A 25339-nucleotide genomic window follows, 5' to 3' on the forward strand; every position below is an offset into this window, starting at 1 on the left:
TCTCGCGGACCCGACCCCTCCCGCAGGCGCCCTGACGACCCACCGTATCCTGCGTCCTACACGACCTTGCAGGTGTTCTGCGCACGCCCGATTCGCTTAAATGGCGCTTCACGGCGTGCATGAGCACAGGGCCTTGCGGATTGCCTTCGCTACGCCACGCCATCGAATCGCCTTCGGGCGAGACATTGGGAGGTCGGGGTGGGGAACCAGCACGAAACGTGGGTGGCGTCGCCGCAGGTCGAACCTGCGCAACGCGAAACAACGCGCGGTTGCCAGGGGCTGCGCGTCGATGGCGCCTTTCTGCGACCGAGCTCCCCCGTTTTCACGGCGATTGACGGGCTGTGTCGCGCCACGGTTCACCTCAAGCTCGAAGGTCTGAACCCGGCGGGCTCCATCAAGCTGAAGCCTGCGCTTCAACTCATCGAGGATCTGGAGGTGGCCGGCCGCGTTGACGTGAATACGCGGATCGTCGAATCGTCCTCGGGAAACCTCGGGATGGCACTGGCGATGGTGTGCGCAAATCGCGGCTACCCGTTCACTTGCGTCACGGATCCCAACACGTCGCGTCATGCGATCCGTGCCATGCAGGCGGCGGGCGCGCAGGTCGTGCGCGTTGAACGTCGCGATGCGCAGGGGGGGTATCTCGGCACCCGCATCGCGTGGATCCGTGAGCAAGTGGCGCGTAACCCGCGTTGGGTGTGGGTCAATCAGTACGCCAACCCGGGCAACTGGCGTGCGCACTATCGATGGACGGCGCCGGAAATCTTCGCGGCCTATCGCAACGTCGACCACTTGTTTGTCGGCGCGGGCACCACCGGCACATTGATGGGCTGCCTGCGTTACGTGCGCGCCCATCGACTGCCGACCCGTGTCATTGCGGTCGATGCCGTCGGTTCGGTGACGTTTGGCGGCCCGCCCGGGCCTCGCCGCATCCCCGGACTGGGCATGAGTTGCCGCCCGGCGTTGTCTGAAGCGTCGCAGGCCGAGCCGCCGGACGCCATCGTCTACGTTGACGAGGCCGAAACCCTCCGCATGTGCCACACGCTGGCCGCGCGCGGTTTGCTCGCGGGCGGGTCCACGGGCAGCGTGTTGCGTGCCGTGCAGTTGTCGTCGGTCGAGATCGCCGCCAGCGACACAGTCGTCGCCGTCGCTCCCGATATGGGCGACAAATATCTCGACACCCTCTACGACCCCGATTGGGCCGCCACCTGTATCGATGGCCGCCCGCGTTCGCCATGCGGACCGTCGCCACTCGTCGATACCGTCGATCCTTCATTGCCATGAACGCACTACCGCTACCGCAATTTCGCGTGTTCACCGGAGCGCAGGTCAGTTCGACTCTCGGGACGGGGAAGACTGCCGTTCTCGAAACGGTCGAAGCGGCGTATCGCGCGCATCACACCGGGCGCACCGTCAATCCGGAGAGTCAGTTTCTCCGCTTTCCCGACGCGCAACGCAACCGCATCATCGCGTTGCCTGCGCACCTTCGCGATGACCGCGGCGAGGCGGTGACCGGCATCAAGTGGATATCGAGCTTTCCCGCGAACATCGAACGTGGCATGCCGCGCGCGTCGGCCGTCCTCATTCTGAACGATGGGGCGACGGGCTATCCGATGGCGTGCATGGAAGCGAGCCTCATCAGCGCGGCGCGCACGGCGGCGAGCGCGATCAGCGCGCTGAGGTGTCTCGCCAGCGATGCGCTTGCCACGAAGGCGACGGCCAAGACCTCAGCGCGAAGCCTGCGCGTGGCATTTGTCGGCGCCGGCGTGATCGCACGCCATGTGGCCGAGTGTCTGCCGCTCGCGGCACTGCCCATTGGTGACGTGACGGTGCACGACCTGAACCCGGATTACGCCACGGCGCTTGCCACCCGCATGGGTACGCGCCTCGGCTACGACGCGCGTACCGAAGCCTCGCTCGAACGCACCGTTCGTGCGTCGGACGTGATCGTATTCACCACGACGGCGCCCTCGCCCTATGTGAACGACCCGGACTGGTTCTCTCACTGCCCGGTCGTGCTGCACCTCTCGCTTCGCGACCTTGCGCCAGCGGTCGTTCTTGCGTCCCACAACGTCGTCGACGACATCGATCATTGTCTGCGGGCGATGACCTCGCTTCATCTCGCTGAAGTCGAGACCGGTCATCGGCGCTTCGTCACAACGTCGCTGCCGCATTTGCTCTGTGGCGGACAGGCGCCGGTGCGTGATCGACCGATTGTGTTTTCGCCGTTCGGTCTGGGCATCCTGGACATTGCCGTCGGGCGTTGGGTCTATGAACAGTTGGCTGCGCAGCAGGCGCCCATCCCCCATTTTTTCCACGATATGCAACGCGCATGACCTCCGTTACCTGTAGCGCCTCCTTCCCCGCCGCTCACCTCGCTTCGCCTCCCGCCGAAGGCTTCGCCGACGTCCTTGTCGGTCTGCAATATGGCGACGAAGGCAAAGCGAAGATCATCGACGCCCTCGCTGCGGGGTACGACGTGATCGCCCGATTCAATGGCGGCGCCAACGCCGGCCACACCATCGACACACCCTTTGGCCGCATCGCGCTCAAGCAACTGCCCTCAGGCGTGTTTCATCCCCACGCCACGCTGTACATCGGGTCTGGGTGCGCGCTCAACCCGTGGAAGCTGGCTGACGAGATCGAACAACTCCGCGAGATGGGCGTCCCGCTCGAGGGCCGGCTACGCATCAGTGCGCGAGCCGCGCTCGTGCAGCCCCACCACATTGCGCTGGATCGACGCGGCGGCGGCACGATCGGTACCACGGGTAACGGCATCGGGCCGTGCTACGCGGATCGCGCCTTGCGTGTGCGCAACGACAAACGCGTCAATCTGATGCTCGGCGATCTGCTCAATAGCGAGGCGGACACCGTAGCTTCGATGCGCGATGTCTTCACGGGCATGATCAACGCGGACGGGGGAACGTCGCCCTGGGTCGCCGAAATGTCGGATCTGTTGTTGAGCCTGCCGAAAGTCGCCGACACCTTGCGCGCCTACATCGAACCCGATCGAGGATGGCTTGCGAATCGCGTGAAGCAAGGCGCCAGGGTGTTGTTCGAAGGGGCGCAGTCGGTGTTGCTTGATGTCGTTGACGGCTGTCAGCCGTATGTCACGTCGAGCCACACGGTGCCGGCATATGCGTATGTGGGGGGCGATCTGTCGCCGAAGTACCACCGTCGGACCATCGGCGTGGCGAAGGCCATCATGTCGCGCGTGGGGCGTGGCCCGTTTCCGTCGGAGTTGGGGGGAGAGCGCTCGGCGCAATATTGCGATGACGCGTCCCAGTCTCACCTCGGCGTGACCGACGAGCAGGCACGCTTTTCGCCGGAACAACTGCTGCGCTCCAACGATCCGTTCGACGTGGGCACCGCGCTTCGCATGCTCACCGGCGAGTACGGCACGGGGACGGGGCGCCCGCGTCGTATCGGCATGCTCGACCTCGCGCAGTTGCGAGAGGTCGTCAAGGCCCACGCTGTCGACTGCGTCTACCTCAACAAGGTTGACTGCCTCGCCCACTACTTCCATTCGACTTATCAGGGCGTGCCGATGCGTGTAAATCGCGACGTGCTGTCCAGCGACGTTATGCCCGACGTGCTGATCTATCCCGGACTGTCCGAGCACTCACTCACACTCGGACGCGAAGGCAAGCTCGACGCCGCCATGCATGGCTTCGTCGATTTCGTCGAGCGGCAAATCGGCGCGCCGCTGGCCGGCATCGGACTGGGGCCGGAACGGGCCAGCCTGGTATCGCTGAGCGCGCATCAACCGGCGCTTGTCGTCGCGGCGTCCCCGCATGTCTGATCGGCATACGGGGAGCAGCGTTGCAACGTGCATGCCCGGCGATGGCGGGTCGGTTGAGCATGGGCAGCGGCCGTGGCGAGACGTCGCCGCCGTGACCCGCGGCGGCGGGGAGGCACCGTTCCCGCCGCTGCGGCCCGAGCACCTGTTCTTCAACCTGTCGCTCATGCCGTATGCCACGCATCCGCTGGTCTGTGAACGCGGTCAGGCGGCTCGGCAGCAGTTGAGTGCGCGCCGTCTGGCCGATTACCTGAACAAGACGGAACGTGTCGAACTACACATCGTGAATCGCGCCATCGAGCAAATGCTCGACATGCCTGGCATCGCGTCGGTCAGCCGTGACGATCTGCTCGCCATCTACACGGACGAGGGATTTCACACGTGGATGATGGAGCGATTCCGCAGACATCTGTTGAAACAGGCGGGGTATGAGCTGGCGCGAACGCCATCGCTGAGTGTCGTACGCGTGCTGGCGTTGTGTGAGGCGGTGCCCGAAACGCATCGCGAGATGGCCATCGTCGCAGCGGCAACGGTGACCGAGACATTGATCACAGGCACGCTGCGGCAGGCGGGGGCCGGTGACGATATCTACCCGCCCGTGCGCGCAATGCTGAGCGAACATGGCGCCGACGAACGACGTCATCAGGCGGCGTTTGTCCGTTTTTCCAGCGAGTGGATTCCGTCGTTATCTCCAGCGGACCGCGCCTTTCTCGACGCCCTGCTTCCTGACCTGATGACCGCGTTTCTTGCACCTGAATTACCGGTGTGGCGAGCGCATCTGTGTGCCGTCGGGCTGGATGCCACTGAAGCCGATCGTGTGATCCGCGAGAGCATCGACCCGCTCGAAGTCGGCGTGCAAATGATGGAAGCGGCGCGGGTGCCACGGCGTTTGTTCGAGCGATTGGGCATGGCCTGTGCGGAACGCTTCGCGCAACAAGCGAGTCGCTGGCGGCCGCCTTGAGCGTCGGCCAGTCGAGCCGCTGACGTGGCGACGCACGCGATCGTGCGGCCGAACCGGTTCAACCCGGCGGGCAACGTTGTGCTGTTCCCGCGCTTCGCCGATACACGACCAGGAGAGATCTGTGAATTGCCACTGGCTAGCCCCCGATCTGACCATGAGTGCGGCGGAGTATCGCGCACTCCTCGAGGCGGCGCTCGCCTTCAAGCGCCGCTATCCGCAGCACACGGAATCTGCGCTGCGCGGCCGAACGATCTACTTTCTGTTTTACAACGCGTCGTTACGCACTCGCAGTAGCTTCCAGACCGGACTGTCGCGAATGGGCGGCCATGCGATCGTCCTCGATCCGCTGAACGGGATCTATACGCCCGCGCTACCCGAGGCGGAGATTCCGTACTCAACGGAGCGCGTGGCTGACGTGGCGCGCGTGCTCTCATCCTATGGCGACGCGATTGCCATTCGCATGTATGGCGCGCCGGCCGGGTGGGTGTACGGTGCGGCGCATCGTCATCTCGAAGCTTTTTCTCAGTCGAGTCGGGTGCCCGTCATCAACATGGAGTGCGACCGCTTTCATCCATGTCAGGCGCTTGCCGATGTGATGACGATGCGTGAGCAATTGGGCGGACTGGCCGGCCGGCGGCTGTGCATCAGTTGGGCGTATTCCGGTAGCTGGCACAAGCCAGTGGCCGTGCCGCAGAGTCTGTTGCTCGCCGCAGTGAAATCCGGGATGGACGTGACGCTTGCGCATCCGCCATCGCTCGGCCTCGATCCGCAGGTGATGACCGCGGCCACGCGGTTCGCCGAGCAGACCGGGGCGCGTCTGCGCGTGACCCACGATCTGCGCGACGGCGTGACCGATGCGCACGCCGTTTACGCCAAATCGTGGTGCAGTCTCGCGCATCTTCCGCAATGTCACGGCGATTCGGTCGACGAGGCCGCCATGCACAACGTCTTCGAGCGGTACCGGGACTGGTGCGTCGACGCCGACGTCATGCGACGCGCAGCGCCCGACGCAGGCTACCTGCATTGCCTTCCCGCTGACCGGGGGCAGGAGGTGACGGACGACGTGATCGATGGCCCGTCGTCGTGGGTTTTCCACCAGGCCGCGAATCGACTTCATGCGCAGAATGCCGTGATGGCGCACCTGCTGAATCCGGGGTGCCTCGCGTGAGGCCGCCGTTTTCGTACCACTACGTGTGTGTGAGGTGTGCAACGCCGCAGTCGTGGGGCGCGATCCGTTATCGCTGCCCCGTGTGTGGACAGAATCTTCGCATTCAACGGCGGGTGGACGCGGATTCGCCATGCGCCGCGGACATCGTGAATACGTTTCAGGGACGGGGAATGTGGCGATATGGCGCACTCCTTCCGGTTGAAGCGCACTGGGCGAGCCGGTTGGTCGTGGGCGCCACGCCGTTGGTCGATTGCGGCGACGACAGCGGCGTCCGTCTCTGGGTGAAGGATGAGGCGCGGAACCCAAGCGGATCGCTCAAGGACCGCGCCACCGACGTGGTGCTGGCGGTCGCCAAACGCGCCGGGTGCCAGCATGCGGTGACCGCATCGACCGGCAATGCCGGTGCGTCGCTGGCGTGCCTCGCGGCGTCGCAGGGAATGTCGGCCACCGTGGTCGTGCCGGCAAGCACGCCTCGCGTGAAGCTCGCGCAGATTCGCGCGTATGGGGCGAAGGTCTGCGAGGTCGAGGGCAGCTACGACGACGCCTTCGACATCGCTGAGCGCATGGCCGACGACGCCAGCGTGTGCTGTCGCAATACGGGCATCAATCCCTTCACGCGCGAAGGGAAGAAGACGTGCGCGTTCGAGATGGCGGAGGCGCTCGATTGGCGTGTACCCGATTGGGTCATCGTACCCACGGGGGACGGCAACATTCTGTCAGGCATCGCGGCGGGGTTTCTCGATCTCTATTCGCTCGGCATTACCTCCGCCATGCCGCGATTGCTCGCGGCGCAGGCCGACAGCGCAAGCAGCATCACGCGCGATTGGCGCGCCTGCGACGATGCCATGGCCTTGCCTGCGTCGCCCACGCAGGTCAGCCCGGACACCGTGGCCGACAGTCTGGCGGTCGGTCGTCCGCGCGATCATTTCGCGGCCCTGCATGCCTTGCGCGCCACGCGCGGCGCGTGCGTCGCACTCAGTGACGCACGGATCATGGTGGCGGCGCGCAATCTCGCGCAGCGCTTCGGCCTGTGGTTCGAACCGTCGACGGCCGCCGGCTACGCCGCATTGGGCGAGTGTCTCGCGACGGGGCGCATCGAGCCCCGGTCGCGCGTGGTGCTGCTCGGGACGGGAAGCGGCCTGAAATCTCCACAGTGTTTTGACGCTGTGACGCCCGGCCAACTGCGGGACTATGTCGAAGCTGCGCCGCGCCGCATGCCTGACGACCCAGGATACGTGCAATCGGAGGCGCAGCCGTGATCCGCCCGCGCATCATTGTGCTCGGTGCCGGGGTCAGCGGCCTGACGACGGCCGTGACGATGGCGTTGGCCGGGTGCGACGTCGTTATCTACGCGGCAGAGGGGCCGGCGCAGACGACGTCGGCGCTCGCGGCGGCCATCTGGCATCCGTTTTATCAGGCGCCCGACCTCGTCTATCTCGAACGCGCCCGGCAAACCTACGCGACGATGCGTCGCCTGTCCGCCGACGCGGCGTCAGGCGTGCGGATGCGCGTGCTCACCGAATATTTTCAACGCGATGCCGGGCCGCCGTGGTGGACGGAATGTGCCAGCGGCCTTGAGCGTCTGGCGCCGGCGGACGTGCCGTCGCGCTTCGCCTGCGCTTACCGCATGGACGTGCCCGTGGCCGACGCAGCGGTCTATCTTCGCTACCTGATGACGCTGTTCCTCGAACTCGGCGGCCGGTATGTGGCGCAGCGCGTCGGCGATCCGGCGTCGTTGCTCGGCGACGCCGAGCACGTCGTGAATTGCTGCGGTTATGGAAGCCGGCCGTTTGGCGACAGCGATTTATCGTTGTCGCGCGCCATTGTGCTTCGGGCAGAGCGCGACGCCGCCGTGCGCGGCTGCTTCATCGACGATTCCGATCCGCAGGCGCCGACATACGTGGTCGAACGGAACGAGGACATCGTACTGGGCGGCACCGCCGATCCCGACCTGACGTCGACCGTGATCGGCGAGCGGCAGGTCGAGGACATCGTACGTCGATGCACCGGGCTGTGTGAGGGCGTCGCCGCGCTGCGTGTCGTTGAAGTCCGCCTCGGATTTCGGCCGATGCGACGGGTGACACGGGTGGCGTGCGACGCGGACCACCCGCGTCTGCTTCACAACTACGGCCATGGGGGCGGGGGCTTCACGTTGTCGTGGGGATGCGCCAATGAGGTGCTTCGGCTCACGGGCGTGGCATCACACAACTAGCCCCCGCCTTCGGATAGCAGGCGAGGGATGACAACCCTGGGAGACGACATGGAACTGGATCCGGCGACGCTCGACGAGGCAAGTCGCTACAACTTCATGATGAGTACGATTCTGCCGCGGCCGATCGCATGGGTCAGTACCGTCGATGCGCAAGACCGGCCGAATCTGGCGCCCTATGCGTACTTCATGGGCGTGTGCTGTGTGCCGATGACGGTACTGTTCTGCCCGGTGGTGCCGCCGGCACCGAAGCGAAAGAAGGACACGTTGCTCAACGTCGAGTCGGTGCCGGAGTTCGTCGTGAACGTGGCGAGCCTGTCGTGTATCGAGGCCGTGAATCTCTCGGCGGCGCCGTTGCCGCCCGGCGAGTCTGAGTTCGCGCTCACCGGCATGACCCCGGTTGCCTCGTCGCGCGTGCGGCCGCCGCGGGTTCAGGAGGCTGCGGTCGCGTACGAATGCCAGGTCCGCGACATTATCGAGATCAGCGCCGCGCCGGGCGGGGGATGGGTCGTGCTCGGCACCGTCGTCGCGGTCCATGTCGACGACGCGTTGCTCGACCCTGTCACGCATCACGTGGATTTGCAGACGCTCCGTCCCGTGGGGCGATTGGGCGGCGGATCGTTCGTGAATGCCGCGAGCGACACCTTCACGTTGACGCGATACAAGACGCTCGCCGATCTTGCGGCGCGGAGCCAATGACGGGCGACACGCTGCCGGCGAAGTCGTCCAGCAGGCCGTAATCGCTCGCCAGCTTCGCGGCCCGATGGCGGCTCGAGACGTCGAACTTGCGCATGACGCTGCGCAGATGAAACACCACACCATGCTCGGAGAGCGTGAGAATGCGCCCGATTTCCCACGACGTCTTGCCGCGCGCCACCCACCGCAGACACTCGCGCTCGCGCGGTGTCAGCACAGGGGCGCCGTGATGCACGGCGTCGCGTTGCACGATGCGCCACACGGCTTCATGCACATGCATCGCCAACAACGCGCCGGCATGCGGCTTCCAGGCAGGCGCGCCGAGTGCCCGCCCATAGCAGGGAGGCGGGCGGGTCGATGAGAGGCTTAACATGCCCGACGCGCCCGACGGGGTGAATACCGGATACGTCACGCCGTAGCGCATGCCCGCGGCGCGCTGTTCGCGAAGCAGCCGCCGGGCATCGGGCGATGTATAGAGCGTTGGCGTCCATTCGACGGGGGTGAGTTGCCGGCTGGCGCGCGCCAGCACCGGATCGACGTTCGCGTAGCGCTGAGCGTCGTAGTGCGCTTGCCACGCCTGCGGCAAGTTGCCGAGTCGAGGCGTTGCCCGTTTCCCGCCTGGCAGAGGGAAATGTCCGCGATAGCTGAAATAACGGTGGCTGAGCGAGCCGCACAACGTTTGCAGCAGGGCGCACAAGGCATCGAAGTCGGTGGCGGAGCGCAAGGCGCTCAGACCGTCGGCAAACGAGCGGGGAGTGACGCAACGCGTGGCACGCATGGCATGGCGAGGTGGGGAACAGGTTTCGGTTTTAGCACGCGTTGTATCGTCGCGCGCATCGAGGGTCGCCAAGGGGCCGGCGCGCATCGGCCGTGCAGCCGCCGCGGCGCGCCGCCTCAGGGCGCGACATAACGTCGCACGCGCCCCATGGTGCCGTATCGACGGTTGACGGATATCGGACGAATCCCGCATCGCAGCGAAGGCGGCCGGAGTGCTCCGCGTTGCGCGATTGGCGTGACGCGGTGCTGGACTAGTGGGGTGACGGTCGTTGGCGAGGGGCGCTTCGGGTAGTCAGGACACCGCAACGAGTCGTCGCGTTGCTGCAATGTGTCAAACCGATGACGCATAGGGAGTATCCCGTAGTCGCTTCGCCGTCGCGATTTCAGACTAGGGGAATAAACGGATTTCCCTTTTGCATCAATGAGTTCAGGAGAATGCTATGGTGCGCCAAATACTCGGTATCAATGTTGTCGCTTGGAGAAGGCGCGTTCTATAATGCGGCAGTTTGTCGCGGCCCGGACGCAGCAAGTTCCCGGCCGTCGGACATGAAAGACCCAAAATGCCCCACGGGTGACGGCGATGCTCGCAGCCTCTTCTTCCGATGCCGATTCGGTGACGAAGGAATGGAAGCACAAGCGCAACTGCGCGATATCGCCGCGCCAGTTTGTCCTGTTCTACCTGTCGTTGGCCGCCGTGTCGCTGGGTGTTGCCTTGATTGCGGCGTGGCGCGGTGGGTGGTTGGTCTTGCCGTTCACAGGCCTGGACTTGCTCGTGGTGGGCGTTGCGTTTGTCATTCATGCCCGGCATGCCACAGATTACGAGGTCATTCGGTTGTCGCCCGTGAGCCTTGTGGTCGAGCAACGTTCAGCACAGAGGTTGACGCAGTACGAGTTCAATCCCCGCTGGGTGCGCATCGACATCGAGAAGCCGCCGCGTTTGCGCATTGTCTTGCGCTCGGGTAGCCGCTCGGTCACTGTCGGTGCCTACCTTGCGCCGCATCGCCGCGAAACGTTTGCGCGCGAGCTGCGCCGTTGTCTTGCCCAACAGGCCTGAGAGATGGAGACAATCTCGGGCGACCGCCAGGGAGGTTTGGATGGTAATTTTGGGTAAGGAAGCTATGAAAAAAACGAAACACGCCTTGGCGGCCTTCCTTGCGGGCGCCTCGCTGCTCGCCTGCGTTCCGGCCCTGGCGGCGGTCACGGACATGCCCGGGGGGCCGGCCGTCAACGAACTCAACTTCCAGCCGCCGGTCACGAAACTCGCGCAAGAGCTTCACAGCCTGCACACCATGATGTTGATCATCTGCCTGGTGATCTTCCTCGGCGTGTTCGGCGTGATGTTCTACTCGATCTTCAAGCACCGCAAATCCAAGGGCCATCAAGCCGCGAATTTCCATGAAAGCACCACGGTCGAAGTCATCTGGACCGTTGTGCCGTTCATCATCGTGATTCTGATGGCGCTGCCCGCCACGAAGACCGTGGTCGCCATGAAGGACACCACCAACGCCGATCTCACGATCAAGGTCACCGGCTATCAGTGGAAATGGGGTTATGACTACCTCAAGGGCGACGGCGAGGGCATCAAGTTCCTCTCCACGCTCACCACGCCGCGCAGCCAGATCGACGGGGAGTCGCCGAAGAGCAACACGTATCTGCAGGAAGTCGACAACCCGATGGTCGTGCCGGTCAACAAGAAGGTGCGTCTGATCACCACGGCCAACGACGTCATTCATTCGTTCTACGTACCGGCCTTCGGCATCAAGCAGGACGCGATTCCGGGCTTCGTGCGCGACACATGGTTCAAGGCTGAAAAGGTCGGCGAGTATCGCGGCTTCTGCACCGAGCTGTGCGGCAAGGAACACGCATTCATGCCGGTCGTGGTGAAGGTCGTCTCGGAAGCGGACTACAACACGTGGGTCGAGTCGCAGAAGAAGCTGATGGCCGCGTCGGCCGACGATCCGAACAAGACCTACACCGTGCAGGAGTTGATGGAGCGTGGCCAGAAGGTCTACGCGTCGAATTGCGCGGTGTGCCACCAGCCGAACGGCAAGGGCGGCGGCGCCTTCCCGGCGCTCGACGGCTCGAAGATCGCGAACGGACCGGTGGCCGATCACATCAGCATCGTGCTGCATGGCAAGAATGCGATGCCTAACTGGTCGCATCTGAACGATGTGGAGCTTGCGTCGGTGATCACATTCGAGCGCAACTCGTGGGGTAACAAGACCGGCGACGTGATTCAGCCGGCACAGGTGCGCGAAGCGCGTGGCAACAAGTCGGCCAAGGCCGCAGGGGCTGCCGACGCTGGCGCAGCGAAGAACAGTTAAGTGCCGTTCGACCAGTTCGAGGAAGGAGATTGGGTATGAGTTCCATCGCTCACGATCACGTGGCGGGTCACGACGATCACGCGCACGACCATCCGCATGGGTGGCGTCGCTGGCTGTTCGCGACGAATCACAAGGACATCGGCACGATGTACATGATCTTCTCGTTTGTCATGCTGCTCTCGGGCGGCGTGATGGCGTTGATGATCCGTACGGAGTTGTTCGAACCGGGCCTGCAGTTCATTCGTCCGGAGTTCTTCAACCAGCTCACCACCATGCACGGGCTGGTGATGATTTTCGGCGCGATCATGCCGGCGTTCGTGGGGTTTGCGAACTGGATGATCCCGCTGCAGATCGGCGCGTCGGACATGGCCTTCGCGCGCATGAACAACTTCAGCTTCTGGCTGCTGCCGGTCGGCGGCCTGCTGCTGCTCTCGTCGTTCCTCGTACCGGGCGGCGCCACGGCAGCCGGCTGGACGATGTACGCGCCGCTGTCGGTGCAGATGGGGCCGGGCCAGGATCTGGCGATCTTCGGTGCGCACATTCTCGGCGCGTCGTCGATCATGGGCGCGATCAACATCATCGTGACCATCCTCAACATGCGCGCGCCGGGCATGACGCTGATGAAGATGCCGATGTTCGTGTGGACGTGGCTGATTACCGCCTATCTGCTCATCGCCGTGATGCCGGTGCTCGCCGGCGCGATCACGATGCTGCTCACGGACCGTCACTTCGGCACGTCGTTCTTCAACGCGGCGGGCGGCGGCGATCCGGTCATGTATCAGCACATCTTCTGGTTCTTCGGACACCCGGAGGTGTACATCATGATTCTGCCGGCGTTCGGGATCGTCTCGCAGGTGATTCCGGCGTTCTCGCGCAAGCGGCTGTTCGGCTATAGCTCGATGGTGTACGCCACGGCGTCGATCGCGATCCTGTCGTTCATGGTGTGGGCGCACCACATGTTCGTGACGGGCATGCCGGTCACGGGCCAGCTCTTCTTCATGTACGCCACGATGCTGATCTCGGTGCCGACGGGCGTGAAGGTGTTCAACTGGGTTGCCACGATGTGGAAGGGCTCGCTCACGTTCGAGACGCCGATGCTCTTCGCCATCGGCTTCCTCTTCGTGTTCACGATGGGCGGCTTCACCGGCCTCATGCTCGCCATGGCGCCGCTCGACATCCAGATGCACGGTACTTACTACGTGGTGGCGCACTTCCACTACGTGCTGGTGGCCGGTTCGCTCTTTGCGCTCTTCTCAGGGTTCTATTACTGGGTGCCGAAGTGGACTGGCCACATGTACAACGAGTGGCGTGGCAAATTCCACTTCTGGGGCACGCTCATCTCGTTCAACGTGACGTTCTTCCCGATGCACTTCCTGGGGCTGGCCGGCATGCCGCGTCGCTATGCGGACTATCCGGCGCAATTCACGGATTTCAACCAGGTGGCGACGATCGGCGCGTTCGCCTTCGGCCTGATGCAGGTGTACTTCCTGTTCTTCGTGGCGCTGCCGACGTGGCGCAGCGGCCCGGCGGCCGAAGCGAAGCCGTGGGATGGTGCGGAGGGCCTCGAGTGGACGGTGCCGAGCCCGGCGCCGTTCCATACGTTCGAGACGCCGCCGAAGGTGCATTGATCATGGCTGCGACTCGCGAGCAACGCGCGAAGAACCTGCGCACGGGGCTGATCCTGGGCTCCGTCGTGCTGGTGTTCTTCTTCGGGGTGATGATCAAGGTTAAGCTGGTGGGCGGCATCTGATCCGGACGTCCCGTCGCACCGACGGGACGCTCGGTACGAGAAGCCGGTTCACGACGGCACACGGCAGCACACGGCAACCGACGGCATCGGAGGACTGACGGCCGTCAAGCGGGGAACCGGCAAGGCGAATATGAGCGGTTTGCGACGAATCAATGTGCGCACCTTCAGCAAGCTTCTGCTGATGGTCGTGGTGATGTTTGGCTTCGGTTACGCCATGGTGCCGTTCTACCGGGCGTTCTGCAATCTGGTGGGTATCAACCAGTTGGGCGATCGCGCGACCGAGATCACCGCTCGCAATTCGCAGGTCGACGAAAGCCGCACGATCACCGTCGAGTTCGACGCCAATGCCCAGGGCCCGTTGCGCTTCAAGCCGGCGAAGAGCAGTCTGACGGTGCATCCGGGGCAGATCGCGACCATCGAGTACGAAGTGGCGAATCAGCAGTCGCATGAGGTGCGTGCACAGGCGATTCCCAGCTATGCGCCGGCGCTGGCCGCGAGCTACTTCAAGAAGATCGAGTGCTTCTGCTTTACGCAGCAGACACTCAAGGCCGGAGAGGCCAAGGAATACCCGGTGGTCTTCGTGGTGGACACGAAGCTGCCCAAGGATGTGAATACGATTACGCTGTCCTATACTTTTTTCGATCTCGGCAAGAACGACGTCAGTCCGCGCGCGGATACCGCAACCGGTGCCCAGGCTGGCGAGTTGAACGCAGGACCGACGGGGGGAGGCAAGGGCAGCAATGGATGACTTGAAGGAGGCGACCCAGCGCAAGCTGTCATTCGTCCAGACCATCAAAGCCGTGTTCTGGTCGTTTTTCGGCGTGCGCAAGGGGCGTGATCATGACCGCGACATGGCGCAGCTCAACCCTGTGCATCTGATCGTCGCGGGGCTGATCGGAGGCATCCTGTTCGTCGTGGCGCTGGTATTGCTGGCGAAGCTCGCCATTCGGCTCGCGACGTGAGTGGCATCGACAAAGAGAACCAAGCCTGGAGAGATAAGAATGAGTGGTCAACACCAAACGGCGCCTTACTACTACGTGCCGGCCCCGTCGCGCCATCCTGTGAGCTGCAGTGTCGGCCTGCTGGTGGTGCTCGGCTCGGCGGCCGCGTGGGTCAATGGACAACCGTGGGCCCCGTGGACGGCGCTGGTCGGCCTGCTGTGGGTACTGTGGGTGCTGCGTAGCTGGTTCGGCGACTCGATTGCCGAGTCCGAGGGCGGCCTGTACGGCAAGCGCATCGACGCGTCCTACCGCTGGGGCATGAGCTGGTTCATCTTCTCCGAGGTGATGTTCTTCGCGGCGTTTTTCGGCGCACTGTTCTACGCCCGCACCCTGGCGATGCCGTGGCTCGGCGATCTCGACAACAAGCTGCTCTGGCCCGACTTCAGCGCCGTGTGGCCGAACGCCGGCCCGGCCGGCGTGGTGGACGCCTTCGAGACGATGGGCCCGTGGCCGATCCCCACGCTCAATACGGCACTGCTCTTGACCTCGGGCGTCACGCTGACGATCTCGCACCACGCGCTGCGCGCCAACCATCGCGCCCGCGCGATTTTCTGGCTGTTCGCCACCGTCGCGTTGGGCTTCACGTTCCTGGGCTTCCAGGCGTACGAGTATCACCATGCCTACACCGAGCTGAACCTGAAGCTGACCTCGGGCGTGTATGGCTCGACGTTCTTCCTGCTCACCGGCTTCCACGGCTTTCACGTGATGTTGGGCGCGATCATGCTGACCGTCATGATGGTGCGCATGATGAAGGGGCACTTCACACCGGAGCATCACTTCGGCTTCGAGGGCGCCGCGTGGTACTGGCACTTCGTCGACGTGGTGTGGCTGGGACTGTACGTGGTGGTCTACTGGCTCTGACGCCGACAGCCGTCTGTGCATCGGGGGAACGCCGCCGGATTCCGGCGGCGTTTCCTTTTGCAGTGATGGCGGGGGCTGAGGCGAGGGCAGCGAGGCGAGGCCGCGCCCGGCACGCGCTTTCACGGCTCGATGGCCGGCCGGACGGAATGGCGGGGATGGGCGAGGCGAGAGGCGGATGCGGACGCGATGCGGCTTTATGTCGCACGACCGCCGCCGGCCGGCAAGCCATGACGCCGCGCGATGGCCCGTCGCATGACGTGGATCGAACCCGTAGGGTGGGCATGGGGTGCGGCGTTTTGCCGCAGAGAAGCGGCGCGGGACTCAGTATCGTATGCCCGTGCTGTGAATCCACCCCATCCAGTTGGCGAACAGGATGAGCAGGAACAGCGTCACCGACAGGCCGACGCGCACCATGAGCGAATGCACGGTGCGATTCGATCCGCCCTTGTCCCGCATCATGAAAAACAATGCGGACGCCAGACTGCCGAGAATCAGGACGAAGGCGATGGCAACGATAATACGCATGATGTGTCCGATCACAATGATGCGACATTATCGGGCAACGAACACGCGCTGGCACGCTGCAATGCGGTGTGTTGATCGCCCGCCTGCGTCGCGATGCCAGACAAGGAATGGATGTGTTGAAAACCCTTTTGCGCGGTATGCGCCCGGTGCCGGCGGTGCTGGTGCTGTTGGCCGTGATGCTGACGGCGGCGCTTGGTGTGTGGCAATACGATCGTGCCCAGATGCGTCTGGCGCGTCAGGCGCAGATCGAGCAGGCCGAACACGCGCCGGTACTCGTGCTGGGTGCACAGGCTTACACGCTCGGTGACGTGGCGAACCGGCGCGTGCGCGTCACGGGACGCTTCCTGCAGAACCGCGTGGTGTACCTGGACAATCGTCCCCGCAACGAACTGCCCGGTTTCTATGTGGTGATGGCGCTGCAGATCGCACCGGATCACGTGGTGCTCGTCAATCGGGGATGGTTGCCCCGCGATTTGCGCGATCGCACGTCGATCATGCCGTACGCGACCCCAGCCGGTGACGTCACCATCGAGGGCCTGGCGCAGCCGGACCCGTCGCGGGCGTTCGAGTTGGGCAAAGGCGGTTCTGCGCCGGGGATGACGATTCGCCAGAACCTCGACGTGGCGGATTACGCGCGCGAATCGGCGCTGCCGCTACAGCCGTTCGTCATCATGCAAACGAACGACACGGGCGATCATCTGTTGCGCGACTGGCCTGCGCCGGCCAGCGGGGCGGATCGCAACTACGGGTATATGGCGCAGTGGGCCGGCATGTCGCTGGTGCTCGCGCTGCTGGGCTTGCGTCTGGCGTATCGGCGAGGACGCCGGCTGGCGGCGTCCCCCGACAACCACTTCAAGCGGGCATGAGGCGAACATGAGTACAGAGGTGAATCCCGGGCACGCCGACGGCCCCGCCATCGACCCGGCGCAGCGACGCCGAGCGCGGCGTATGTTGGTGATGCTGTTCGTCGTGTGTGCGGCGCCGGCGGTGGCCGCGTACCTGATGTATTACGTCTTCAAGCCGCAGGGCGGCACGTCGGCCTACGGCAAGCTGATCGAGCCGCAGCGTCCGCTGCCCGCGCTGGTGGCGCGCGACGACGAGACGGGGCAGACGCTGCCGCTGTCGTCGCTCAAAGGCAAGTGGCTGATGATCAGCGCGGACACGGCCGCTTGCGACGAGAATTGCGTGAGCAAGCTCTTCTACATGCGGCAGATTCGCGTGTTGCAGGGCAATGAGCGCACGCGCGTGGAAACGCTCTGGCTGGTGACGGATGCCTCCTCCGTGCCGCAGAAAATCGACAGCGCGTATCCGGACACGCGCCGTCTGCGCGTCGATCCTGCCGCACTGGCCGCCTGGCTGCCAACGCAGGACGGCACCCAGGTGAGCGACCACATCTATCTGGTCGATCCGCTGGGCAACCTGATGATGGCGTTCCCGAAGCACGCCGACCCGAGCAAGATCAAGCGCGATCTGTCGCGCCTGCTCAAGTGGTCGGGAACGGGTTGAGGGGCGAGCCCCGACAACTGCAACGAGACCGTGTGCAATGGCGCACCGGACATGACGAAGACCTGACGTAAAACCGATGCTTTACCTTCTGGAACTGGGCTTTATCGGCCTGTGTATCGCGGTGCTGCCGCTGGGCTGGGTGCTGCTGCGCCGCGACGCGAACAAATACCGCAAACTGGCCTGGGTGACGACCTTCCTCACGCTCGACCTGATCATGTTCGGCGGCTTCACGCGGCTCACGGATTCGGGGCTCGGGTGTCCTGACTGGCCGGGCTGCTACGGCACGTCGTCGCCGTTCGCCGCCCATGCGGACATTCATGCCGCGCAGTTGCTGCTGCCGAGCGGCCCGGTGACGTTCGTCAAGGCGTGGATCGAGATGGTTCACCGCTACTTTGCCATGGCCGTGGGCGTGCTCATCATTGCGCTGATGGTGACGGCCTGGGTGAAGCGACGCGAACTGAAGCAGTCGCCCTGGCTCGCCACCTGGCTGTTTGTGCTCGTTTGCGTGCAGGGAGCGTTCGGCGCCTGGACCGTCACGATGAAGCTTCAGCCAGTGATCGTCTCGACACATTTGATGTTGGCGCTCACTTTATTGGCGTCGCTCGTTTGGTTGGCATCGCGCCAGATGCCGCTCGCCAGCGTGGCGGCCGACCCCGACGCGCTGCGCTGGCGCTGGGCCGCACTCTTCGGACTGGTGTTGCTGGTGTTCCAGATCGCGCTCGGTGGGTGGGTGAGCACCAACTACGCAGTGCTTGCCTGTACCGATTTCCCGACGTGTCAGGGCCAGTGGGTGCCGCCGATGGACTTCCATAACGGCTTCAGGCTCTGGCGCGCGCTGGGGAAAACGGCCGGTGGTGAGGTGATTCCCATGGACGCGCTGGTCGCGATCCATTGGGTGCACCGGACGTTCGCGGTGGTGGTGGTGGCGTATCTGGCCTGGCTGGCGAGCCGGTTGCGACGTTTTGCCGCGCTCAGAAAGCCATCGGTCCTGGTGTTGATCCTGGTGTTCGCGCAATTCGCAACTGGCTTGTCGAACATCGTTTTCCAATGGCCGCTGCTCAACGCCATCGCCCACAACGGCGGGGCGGCGATCCTGCTGCTATTGCTCGTTATGTTAAACTTCCGCATCCGCGCCGCCAAAACGGCGTTAATGGCGGCCCGCCTGAGCGATCAGGCTGATGACCTTCCGGCCCGCCAGAAGCCCCTCCCAGCAGCGCAGCCGGCTGCCGCTCCACTCGCCGGCGCCCCGACTGGCTCGGCGTAGCGCATTGCCTCTGAGTGTATGAAAAGCACGACCCTTCCCCATCCGCCAGCGAGCCGTATCGCACAATACTGGGCATTGACCAAGCCCCGTGTGACGCAGCTCGCCGTGTTCTGCGCCGTGATCGGCATGTTCCTGTCCACGCGGGGCATGGTGCCGCTGCAGGTGCTGATCGGCGGCACCCTCGGTATCTGGCTGCTGGCTGGATCCGCCTTCGCCGTGAATTGCCTGATCGAGCAACGCGTCGACGCGCTGATGCGCCGCACGGCGTGGCGGCCGTCCGCTCGTGGCGAGATCGCGCCGTGGCAGATCATCGTCTTCTCGACGATCCTCGGCGCAGCCGGCATGGCGGTGCTCTATACGTTTACCAATGCGCTGACGATGTGGCTCACATTGGCCACGTTCGTCGGCTATGCGCTGATCTATACCATCATCCTCAAGCCGTCCACGCCCCAGAACATCGTGATCGGCGGCGCGTCGGGGGCCATGCCGCCGGCGCTCGGCTGGGCCGCGGCCACCGGTGCCGTGCCGGCGGATGCCTGGATACTGGTGCTCATTATCTTCGTCTGGACGCCGCCGCATTTCTGGGCGCTCGCGCTCTATCGCCGTCAGGATTATGTGAATTCGGGGCTGCCCATGCTGCCGATCACGCACGGCGAGAAATACACGCGTCTGCAAATCCTGCTCTACAGTGTGGTGCTGTTCGCGGTGTCCCTGCTGCCGTTCGCACATCGCATGAGCGGTTACGTGTACCTGATTTCGGCGGTCGTGCTCTCGGGCATCTTCCTCGGCTACGCGATCAAACTGTGGCGCCACTATTCCGATGCGCTCTCGCGATCGATGTTCCGCTACTCGATCATCTACCTGTCGCTGCTGTTTGCCGCACTGCTGGTGGATCATTACGTTCAGATCTTCCTGCTCGGCTAAGCCCTTGCCGTTGGCGTTGCAGTCACGGGTTCGTGGTCCACAGTCGTTTGAGTCACGATGACAGGCGCGTTACGGTATTCCTGGCCGGCGCGCCTGTTGTCTTTGCGCGACGCATTTTTTCATCCGTTTTTGGGGCATTCGTTCATGAATCTGGCTGTCATCTGGTTGCGTCGCGCGCTGTTGCTGATGGGACTCACCGTGCTGCTCGCCGCCTGCGGCAACGACGGCCCGACGTTCCAGAGTCTCGATATCACCGGCAACAAGGCGTTTGCACAAAACTTCTCGCTGCAGGATCCGCAGGGCAAGACGCGTACGCTCGCCGACTACAAGGGCAAGGCGGTGGTGATGTTCTTCGGCTACACGCATTGCCCAGACGTTTGCCCGACAACGATGGCGCAGCTCAATCAGGTCATGCAGAAGCTCGGTCCGGACGCGCAACGCGTGCAGGTCGTGTTCGTGACCGTCGATCCGCAGCGCGATACGCCGGAACTGATGGGGCAGTATGCGCCTGCGTTCAACCCGACGTTCGTGGGGCTTCGTCCGGCCGACGATGCGGCGCTCAAGGCCGTTACCCAGTCGTTCCGCGTCGTGGTGAACAAGGTGGAAGGCTCCACGCCGACCAACTACACCATCGACCATACCGCGGGCATCTATGTCTTCGACCCGAGCGGTCAGTTGCGCCTGTTCATGCGTCCCGACGAATCGGTCGATGCGATGGCCAAGGATCTGCACACGTTGCTGAGCTGAGTCGGCATCGCGCGTGGCGTACAAAAAAATCGCGCCCCTCGGGGCGCGATTTTCACTTCTGCCGACCCGGCCCCGAGCGGGAGCGCTCAGGGGCCATTGCCTTCCTGACTGCGGCGTTCGAGGTCGTCATGCGCTTCGAACCACATCACATTGATGATGCCGAACGCGAGCGCGAGGCCGAGGCCGAGAATCCAAGAGAAGTACCACATGTCGCGACTCCTTGATCAATACATCGTGTGCGGGTTGTCGTTGACCGTCTCGATCGTCACGCGTCCACGAATCACGCGATACACCCAGCCGGTGTAGAGCAGGACGATGGGCAGGAAGACGACGACGGCAATGAGCATGATTTGCAGCGTGAGCTGACTCGAGGTGGCGTCCCAGACCGTCAGGCTGTTGCCGGGCACAGTAGCCGAGGGCATCACGAACGGGAACATCGAGAAGCCCGCGGTGAGGATGATGCCAGCCATCATCAGGCCAGTGACGACGAACGTCCACGCGTAGGCCCGGCTGGTCGCCAGCAGGGCCGCGAGCAGGGCGCACAAACAGGCAACGATCGGTGCCGCCATCATCCACGGGTACGTCTGATAGTTCGAGAGCCAAAGGCCGGGCCCCGTCGTGACCTGCTTCAGGAGCGGGTTGGCCGGCGAGTCGGTCGCGGCCATCTTCGTGATGGCGAAACCGTCGACATGCGTGGCGACGAGCACGCCCGCCACGAGGAACAGCAGCAGCGTGCCCAGCGCGGTGAGGCGCATGATGCGTCCGGCACGTTCGGCCACGATCGGATCGGCCTTCATGCGCAGATGGGCCGCGCCGTGCGTGAGCAGCATCAGCAGGCTCACGAGGCCGCACAGCAGCGCGAACGGATTGAGCAGCGCCCAGAACGAGCCGGTGTACGTGGAGCGCATGGTGTCGTCGAACGAGAACGGCAGGCCGAGCAGCAAGTTACCGAAGGCCACGCCGAACACCAGCGACGGCACCACGCTGCCGGCGAACAGCGCCCAGTCCCACGAATTGCGCCAGCGTGCGCTCGGCAGCTTGTTGCGGTAGTCGAAGCCGACCGGGCGCAGAAACAACGCGAAGAGCACGAGCAGCAGCGCCCAGTACAAGCCCGAGAACGCCGCCGCGTAGACGAGCGGCCAGGCGGCGAACATGGCGCCGCCCGCCGTCACGAACCAGACCTGGTTGCCTTCCCAGGTGGGCGCGACCGTATTGATGATGACGCGGCGCTCCGCGTCGGTCTTGCCCAGGAAGGGCAGCAGCGTGGCCGTGCCCATGTCGAACCCGTCGAAGAAGGCGAAGCCGATCAGCAGTACGCCGATGAGCACCCACCAGACCAGCTTGAGTACGGTGTAATCGATCATCATGATGTGGTGTCTCCCTGACGATCAGACCGAAGCCGTCGGACGCTTGCCAACCATGGCCGCGCCGTCGGTCCCTTCGGTCTCGAAGTGATAGCGGCCGGTGTGCAGCGACGACGGGCCGAGCTTGACGTACTTCACCATCAGGAACATTTCGACGATGAGCAACGCGGTGTAGAAGATGATGAAGCCCGCGAGGCTCAGGTACAGGTCGGTTGCCGAGAGCGACGAGACCGAAAGGTGGGTCGGCAGCACGCCGGCGATGGTCCACGGCTGACGCCCCATCTCGGCGACGATCCACCCGAATTCGATGGCGATCCACGGCAGCGGAATCGCCCACACCGTCCAGCGCAGGAACCACGCCGAGCGAGGCTTGAGCAGACGACGACGTGCGCACAGCCAGAACGCCCAGAGGAACGTGAACAGGAACAGGAAGCCCAGCGCGACCATGACGCGGAACGACCAGAACACGGGCGCGACGGCCGGAATCGTATCGTTGGCGGCCAGGCGGATCTGCTCAGGCGTGGCGTCGACGACGTTCGGCGTGTATTTCTTGAGCAGCAGACCGTAGCCGAGATCGTCCTTGTATTTGTCGAACTCGGCGTGCATGGCCGGCGACGTGTCGCCGCCGCGCAGCTTCTCGAGGGCCGCGAAGGCGAGCATGCCGCGCCGGATGTTCTCCTCGTGTTCGTCGCGCAATTGCGTGAGGCCGATCACCGGCGTGTCGATCGAGCGCGTGGCGATCAGGCCCATCGCCCAGGGAATCTTCACCGCATAGTCCGTGCGCGCTTCCTTCTGGTTCGGGAAGCCGAACAGCGTGAACGATGCAGGCGGCTTGGCCGTCTCCCATTCCGCTTCGATGGCGGCGAGCTTGACCTTCTGCACTTCGCCCGTGGTGTAGCCCGATTCGTCGCCCAGCACGATGACCGACAGCGTCGAGGCCAGACCAAAGCCGGCCGCGACGGCGAAGGAGCGCAGCGCGAACGGCACGTCACGGCGCTTGAGCAGGTACCAGGCCGAGATGCCGAGCACGAACATGGCGGCGGTGACGTAGCCGGCCGAGAGCGTGTGCACGAACTTCACCTGGGCCACGGGGTTGAAGATCACGTCCCAGATGCTGGTCAACTCCATGCGCATGGTCTCGTAGTTGAAGTGCGCGCCGACCGGATTGTTCATCCAGCCGTTGGCCACGAGAATCCACAACGCCGAGAGGTTCGAGCCCAGTGCCACCGCGAACGTGGTGGCTAGGTGGCCGATGCGCGAGAGCTTGTTCCAGCCGAAGAAGAACAGGCCGACGAACGTGGCTTCGAGGAAGAACGCCATCAGGCCTTCAATCGCAAGTGGCACGCCGAAGATGTCGCCCACATAGTGCGAGTAGTACGCCCAGTTGGTGCCGAACTGGAATTCGAGCGTGAGGCCGGTGGTCACGCCCATCGCGAAGTTGATCAGAAAGAGCTTGCCCCAGAACTGGGTCATGTCCTTGTAGATCGGCTTGCCGGTCATCACGTAGACCGATTCCATGATGACAAGCAGCCACGACAGGCCCAGGGTGAGCGGGACAAACAGGAAGTGATACAACGCCGTTATGGCGAACTGCAGGCGCGAGAGGTCAACGACTTCGCTACTGATCATGGCGGACACCTTGACTTGGGGTGGGGGATGGCGCTTCGACGGCTTGCGGCCCGATCAGGGCGCGCGCCACGACATCCGGCGGCAATTGCATGTGCTTGGCCATCGGGGCGTCGAAGAACGCGTGCTTCAGGATGAAAAGGAGTGCTACCTTGATCGCGAGGACGATCAGGATTTCGAACATGAAGCGGGACGGGCGGTTGCGCCAGCGCTGCATCGCCCAGGCACGCAGGGCGGCGATGGCAGGACGCGACGCCGCGACGGGCGCGGCCGTGGCGGGAGGCTTCAGACTGCTAGGAGAGTGGGTGTCCATCCGTGACGGCTCCTGGCGTCGAAAGTCGTTGTGTCGGAAACCGCGTCGACTTTCGCCGCATTTTGCCTCATCGCTTGAAAATGTCAAACCGCGGCGCGGGGGCGGATGACACGCCGACGACGCCAGTTCGATGCGGATTCGAAACACGGGTCCGGCGCAGCGAACGGCCCCCGGGCCGTCCTTCGCACGTAGCACGGCCACGTACAGACAGATTGATTCTATCGACCGCGCTCGCCGACGACATTGCGATGCATCAAATTCGACGCAAATGAAGCGCGAACTTTCGAAGTCCAATAAAAAAACCCCGTGGATCTCACGGGGTTTCGGTGCCGGCGATGTCGTGTGGCAACGTGTCGCATTGCCGTCGACAATCCGATCGAGGTGTTACGCAGAGGCTTGCAGCGCGCCCTTCATCTTCTTCATTGCGGCAACTTCGATCTGACGGATGCGCTCGGCAGACACGCCGAATTCGTCTGCCAGCTCGTGCAGCGTGGCGCCGCCGCTGCCGTCGTCGGCCACCGACAGCCAGCGCGCTTCGATGATGCGGCGGCTGCGTGCGTCGAGACGGCCGAGGGCCGTTTGCAGGCCATCGCTTTGCAGACGGTCGCGCTCGCGTGCGGCGATCACGGCGGTCGGCTCCTGGTGCGAGTCGGCCAGATACGCGATGGGGGCGAAGCTTGCGCTGTCGCTGTCGTCGCTATGCCCTTCGAGGGCGATATCGCCGCCCGACATGCGCGTTTCCATCTCGACGACGTCTTCGCGCTTGACGTTCAGATCGCGGGCGACCTGATCGATCTCGTCCGGCGTGAACGCCTGCAAGCCTTGCTTCTGGCTGCGCAGATTGAAGAACAGCTTGCGCTGGGCCTTGGTCGTCGCAACCTTGACCGTGCGCCAATTGCGCAGCACATACTCGTGAATCTCGGCCTTGATCCAATGCATGGCGTACGACACGAGTCGCACCCCTTGGGTCGGATCGAAGCGCTTGACGGCTTTCATCAGGCCGATGTTGCCTTCCTGGATCAGGTCGGCGTGCGGCAGACCGTAGCCGAGGTAGTTACGCGCGATCGACACCACCAGACGCAGGTGCGAGAGCACGAGCTGACGGGCGGCTTCGAGGTCGTCGTTCTCGCGCAGACGCTTGGCAAGCGACTGCTCTTCCTCGGCGGTAAGCAGCGGAATACGATGAACGGCTTGAATATAGCTTTCGATATTGCCCAGACTGCCCGGCAGCATCAATGCAGACGGGGCAAACGCAAGGGCTCGCGAAGTCGGCGCCGTGCCGGTGGCCGGCGTCGTCGGATGCAAAGTGGCGGCAGTACTCAAGTGGCAGACTCCTGGTTAGCCTCTGGAAAGCATTTTAGCACTCTCTTCGAATGAGTGCTAAAGACGTTAGAACCCTTACCGGGCGGGAAGTTTCCGCAATGTCGGGGTTTTCCAGCACCCCCCATCAAACGGGGAAAGTCACTGGCGCAAACGTCACGCGGATGGTGTAAATTGCAACCCAAGCCGCGCGCGTTTGGGGCG

Annotated in this window: 26 protein-coding genes and 1 pseudogene; 20 read left to right on the forward strand and 7 right to left on the reverse strand. The window is 63.9% G+C overall.

The features are described 5' to 3' along the window. Positions 1-198: 198 nt before the first annotated feature. The 8 genes from sbnA to PCE31106_RS02335 all read left to right on the forward strand — a co-directional run bounded on the left by sbnA (position 199) and on the right by PCE31106_RS02335 (position 8836). Positions 199-1284, forward strand: coding sequence for a 2,3-diaminopropionate biosynthesis protein SbnA (sbnA, locus tag PCE31106_RS02300; RefSeq protein ID WP_254440886.1), 1086 nt, complete (start codon positions 199-201; stop codon positions 1282-1284). After that, complete coding sequence (gene sbnB / locus PCE31106_RS02305) at positions 1281-2336, forward strand: 2,3-diaminopropionate biosynthesis protein SbnB (protein ID WP_150562252.1); 1056 nt, start codon at positions 1281-1283, stop codon at positions 2334-2336. The genes sbnA and sbnB overlap by 4 nt, the downstream gene beginning before the upstream one ends. Further along, positions 2333-3802, forward strand: a complete 1470-nt coding sequence (locus PCE31106_RS02310; RefSeq protein WP_150562253.1) for an adenylosuccinate synthetase — start codon at positions 2333-2335, stop codon at positions 3800-3802. The genes sbnB and PCE31106_RS02310 overlap by 4 nt, the downstream gene beginning before the upstream one ends. Then, the gene (locus PCE31106_RS02315) at positions 3795-4760 is read left to right on the forward strand and encodes a diiron oxygenase (RefSeq protein ID WP_150562254.1); all 966 of its coding nucleotides are present in this window, start codon (positions 3795-3797) and stop codon (positions 4758-4760) included. The genes PCE31106_RS02310 and PCE31106_RS02315 overlap by 8 nt, the downstream gene beginning before the upstream one ends. A 121-nt stretch (positions 4761-4881) precedes the next feature. After that, the gene (locus tag PCE31106_RS02320; protein WP_150562255.1) at positions 4882-5928 is read left to right on the forward strand and encodes an ornithine carbamoyltransferase; all 1047 of its coding nucleotides are present in this window, start codon (positions 4882-4884) and stop codon (positions 5926-5928) included. 146 nt (positions 5929-6074) lie between these two features. After that, positions 6075-7187, forward strand: coding sequence for a threonine synthase (locus PCE31106_RS02325; RefSeq protein WP_150562256.1), 1113 nt, complete (start codon positions 6075-6077; stop codon positions 7185-7187). After that, a complete protein-coding gene (locus tag PCE31106_RS02330; protein WP_174974927.1) occupies positions 7184-8140 on the forward strand; it encodes an FAD-dependent oxidoreductase in 957 nt (318 codons plus the stop codon). Before PCE31106_RS02325 ends, PCE31106_RS02330 begins: the two co-directional genes overlap by 4 nt. Before the next feature lie 27 nt (positions 8141-8167). Then, positions 8168-8836 carry a flavin reductase family protein gene (locus PCE31106_RS02335; RefSeq protein ID WP_083902217.1) on the forward strand — a complete coding sequence of 223 codons (669 nt, stop codon included), beginning with the start codon at positions 8168-8170 and terminating at the stop codon, positions 8834-8836. Here the strand turns inward: PCE31106_RS02335 and PCE31106_RS02340 are convergent. Further along, positions 8784-9611 (reverse strand): helix-turn-helix transcriptional regulator, encoded by an 828-nt coding sequence (locus PCE31106_RS02340; RefSeq protein ID WP_017232691.1) that lies wholly within the window; start codon positions 9609-9611, stop codon positions 8784-8786. The genes PCE31106_RS02335 and PCE31106_RS02340 overlap by 53 nt on opposite strands. 579 nt (positions 9612-10190) lie before the next feature. Here PCE31106_RS02340 and PCE31106_RS02345 point away from each other — a divergent pair. From PCE31106_RS02345 to PCE31106_RS02370, 7 genes and pseudogenes are all read left to right on the forward strand, one after another. Beyond that, positions 10191-10664: a DUF2244 domain-containing protein gene (locus PCE31106_RS02345; RefSeq protein WP_017232690.1), complete on the forward strand. Its 474-nt coding sequence runs from the start codon at positions 10191-10193 to the stop codon at positions 10662-10664. Between the two features lie 40 nt (positions 10665-10704). Further along, a pseudogene (coxB, locus tag PCE31106_RS02350) lies at positions 10705-11922 on the forward strand (cytochrome c oxidase subunit II); the annotation flags it as partial. 47 nt (positions 11923-11969) lie between these two features. Beyond that, positions 11970-13562, forward strand: a complete 1593-nt coding sequence (gene ctaD, locus PCE31106_RS02355; RefSeq protein WP_150562259.1) for a cytochrome c oxidase subunit I — start codon at positions 11970-11972, stop codon at positions 13560-13562. A gap of 2 nt (positions 13563-13564) precedes the next feature. Next, entirely contained in the window at positions 13565-13684 is a 120-nt protein-coding gene (locus PCE31106_RS24140) for a cytochrome oxidase small assembly protein (protein ID WP_017232687.1), read from the forward strand. A gap of 130 nt (positions 13685-13814) precedes the next feature. Then, positions 13815-14432, forward strand: coding sequence for a cytochrome c oxidase assembly protein (locus tag PCE31106_RS02360; RefSeq protein ID WP_017232686.1), 618 nt, complete (start codon positions 13815-13817; stop codon positions 14430-14432). Beyond that, complete coding sequence (locus tag PCE31106_RS02365) at positions 14425-14646, forward strand: DUF2970 domain-containing protein (protein ID WP_017232685.1); 222 nt, start codon at positions 14425-14427, stop codon at positions 14644-14646. Before PCE31106_RS02360 ends, PCE31106_RS02365 begins: the two co-directional genes overlap by 8 nt. A 39-nt stretch (positions 14647-14685) precedes the next feature. After that, the gene (locus tag PCE31106_RS02370) at positions 14686-15546 is read left to right on the forward strand and encodes a cytochrome c oxidase subunit 3 (protein ID WP_150562260.1); all 861 of its coding nucleotides are present in this window, start codon (positions 14686-14688) and stop codon (positions 15544-15546) included. A 321-nt stretch (positions 15547-15867) separates the two neighbouring features. Here PCE31106_RS02370 and PCE31106_RS02375 read toward each other — a convergent pair whose 3' ends face one another. Next, positions 15868-16071 carry a twin transmembrane helix small protein gene (locus tag PCE31106_RS02375; RefSeq protein ID WP_026131724.1) on the reverse strand — a complete coding sequence of 68 codons (204 nt, stop codon included), beginning with the start codon at positions 16069-16071 and terminating at the stop codon, positions 15868-15870. Positions 16072-16208: 137 nt separating this feature from the next. Here PCE31106_RS02375 and PCE31106_RS02380 point away from each other — a divergent pair, with 137 nt between their 5' ends. From PCE31106_RS02380 to PCE31106_RS02400, 5 genes are all read left to right on the forward strand, one after another. Next, entirely contained in the window at positions 16209-16937 is a 729-nt protein-coding gene (locus PCE31106_RS02380; protein WP_017232682.1) for an SURF1 family protein, read from the forward strand. Between the two features lie 7 nt (positions 16938-16944). After that, entirely contained in the window at positions 16945-17577 is a 633-nt protein-coding gene (locus PCE31106_RS02385) for an SCO family protein (RefSeq protein WP_174974929.1), read from the forward strand. 76 nt (positions 17578-17653) lie between these two features. Continuing rightward, positions 17654-18841: a COX15/CtaA family protein gene (locus PCE31106_RS02390; RefSeq protein WP_150562262.1), complete on the forward strand. Its 1188-nt coding sequence runs from the start codon at positions 17654-17656 to the stop codon at positions 18839-18841. 18 nt (positions 18842-18859) lie between these two features. Then, the gene (gene cyoE, locus PCE31106_RS02395) at positions 18860-19765 is read left to right on the forward strand and encodes a heme o synthase (protein ID WP_017232679.1); all 906 of its coding nucleotides are present in this window, start codon (positions 18860-18862) and stop codon (positions 19763-19765) included. 144 nt (positions 19766-19909) lie between these two features. Continuing rightward, positions 19910-20512 (forward strand): SCO family protein, encoded by a 603-nt coding sequence (locus tag PCE31106_RS02400; protein WP_150562263.1) that lies wholly within the window; start codon positions 19910-19912, stop codon positions 20510-20512. Between the two features lie 86 nt (positions 20513-20598). On the opposite strand, the gene cydX is transcribed toward PCE31106_RS02400, so the two are convergent. From cydX to rpoH, 5 genes are all read right to left on the reverse strand, one after another. Next, positions 20599-20721 carry a cytochrome bd-I oxidase subunit CydX gene (gene cydX, locus PCE31106_RS02405; RefSeq protein WP_017232677.1) on the reverse strand — a complete coding sequence of 41 codons (123 nt, stop codon included), beginning with the start codon at positions 20719-20721 and terminating at the stop codon, positions 20599-20601. A gap of 15 nt (positions 20722-20736) precedes the next feature. Then, on the reverse strand, positions 20737-21873 hold the full coding sequence (gene cydB, locus PCE31106_RS02410; protein ID WP_026131722.1) for a cytochrome d ubiquinol oxidase subunit II: 1137 nt from the start codon (positions 21871-21873) through the stop codon (positions 20737-20739). Positions 21874-21900: 27 nt separating this feature from the next. Then, complete coding sequence (locus PCE31106_RS02415) at positions 21901-23505, reverse strand: cytochrome ubiquinol oxidase subunit I (protein WP_017232675.1); 1605 nt, start codon at positions 23503-23505, stop codon at positions 21901-21903. Continuing rightward, entirely contained in the window at positions 23495-23815 is a 321-nt protein-coding gene (cydP, locus tag PCE31106_RS02420) for a cytochrome oxidase putative small subunit CydP (RefSeq protein WP_017232674.1), read from the reverse strand. Before cydP ends, PCE31106_RS02415 begins: the two co-directional genes overlap by 11 nt. Before the next feature lie 384 nt (positions 23816-24199). Next, positions 24200-25138: an RNA polymerase sigma factor RpoH gene (gene rpoH / locus PCE31106_RS02425; RefSeq protein ID WP_026131720.1), complete on the reverse strand. Its 939-nt coding sequence runs from the start codon at positions 25136-25138 to the stop codon at positions 24200-24202. Positions 25139-25339 lie beyond the last annotated feature (201 nt).

The organism is Pandoraea cepalis, assembly GCF_902459665.1.
Classification (GTDB): domain Bacteria; phylum Pseudomonadota; class Gammaproteobacteria; order Burkholderiales; family Burkholderiaceae; genus Pandoraea; species Pandoraea cepalis.

Bases quoted from the DNA above. Each gene is read 5' to 3' on its own strand.
- PCE31106_RS02380 (WP_017232682.1), top strand. From the start codon at position 16,209: ATGCGCCCGGTGCCGGCGGTGCTGGTGCTGTTGGCCGTGATGCTGACG.
- cydX (WP_017232677.1), bottom strand. From the start codon at position 20,721: ATGTGGTACTTCTCTTGGATTCTCGGCCTCGGCCTCGCGCTCGCGTTC.
- PCE31106_RS02415 (WP_017232675.1), bottom strand. From the start codon at position 23,505: ATGATCAGTAGCGAAGTCGTTGACCTCTCGCGCCTGCAGTTCGCCATA.
- PCE31106_RS02385 (WP_174974929.1), top strand. From the start codon at position 16,945: ATGAGTACAGAGGTGAATCCCGGGCACGCCGACGGCCCCGCCATCGAC.
- cydP (WP_017232674.1), bottom strand. From the start codon at position 23,815: ATGGACACCCACTCTCCTAGCAGTCTGAAGCCTCCCGCCACGGCCGCG.
- PCE31106_RS02365 (WP_017232685.1), top strand. From the start codon at position 14,425: ATGGATGACTTGAAGGAGGCGACCCAGCGCAAGCTGTCATTCGTCCAG.
- sbnB (WP_150562252.1), top strand. From the start codon at position 1,281: ATGAACGCACTACCGCTACCGCAATTTCGCGTGTTCACCGGAGCGCAG.
- PCE31106_RS24140 (WP_017232687.1), top strand. From the start codon at position 13,565: ATGGCTGCGACTCGCGAGCAACGCGCGAAGAACCTGCGCACGGGGCTG.
- PCE31106_RS02310 (WP_150562253.1), top strand. From the start codon at position 2,333: ATGACCTCCGTTACCTGTAGCGCCTCCTTCCCCGCCGCTCACCTCGCT.
- PCE31106_RS02345 (WP_017232690.1), top strand. From the start codon at position 10,191: ATGCTCGCAGCCTCTTCTTCCGATGCCGATTCGGTGACGAAGGAATGG.
- ctaD (WP_150562259.1), top strand. From the start codon at position 11,970: ATGAGTTCCATCGCTCACGATCACGTGGCGGGTCACGACGATCACGCG.
- PCE31106_RS02400 (WP_150562263.1), top strand. From the start codon at position 19,910: ATGAATCTGGCTGTCATCTGGTTGCGTCGCGCGCTGTTGCTGATGGGA.
- PCE31106_RS02375 (WP_026131724.1), bottom strand. From the start codon at position 16,071: ATGCGTATTATCGTTGCCATCGCCTTCGTCCTGATTCTCGGCAGTCTG.
- PCE31106_RS02315 (WP_150562254.1), top strand. From the start codon at position 3,795: ATGTCTGATCGGCATACGGGGAGCAGCGTTGCAACGTGCATGCCCGGC.
- PCE31106_RS02390 (WP_150562262.1), top strand. From the start codon at position 17,654: ATGCTTTACCTTCTGGAACTGGGCTTTATCGGCCTGTGTATCGCGGTG.
- PCE31106_RS02340 (WP_017232691.1), bottom strand. From the start codon at position 9,611: ATGCGTGCCACGCGTTGCGTCACTCCCCGCTCGTTTGCCGACGGTCTG.
- cyoE (WP_017232679.1), top strand. From the start codon at position 18,860: ATGAAAAGCACGACCCTTCCCCATCCGCCAGCGAGCCGTATCGCACAA.
- PCE31106_RS02360 (WP_017232686.1), top strand. From the start codon at position 13,815: ATGAGCGGTTTGCGACGAATCAATGTGCGCACCTTCAGCAAGCTTCTG.
- PCE31106_RS02370 (WP_150562260.1), top strand. From the start codon at position 14,686: ATGAGTGGTCAACACCAAACGGCGCCTTACTACTACGTGCCGGCCCCG.
- PCE31106_RS02335 (WP_083902217.1), top strand. From the start codon at position 8,168: ATGACAACCCTGGGAGACGACATGGAACTGGATCCGGCGACGCTCGAC.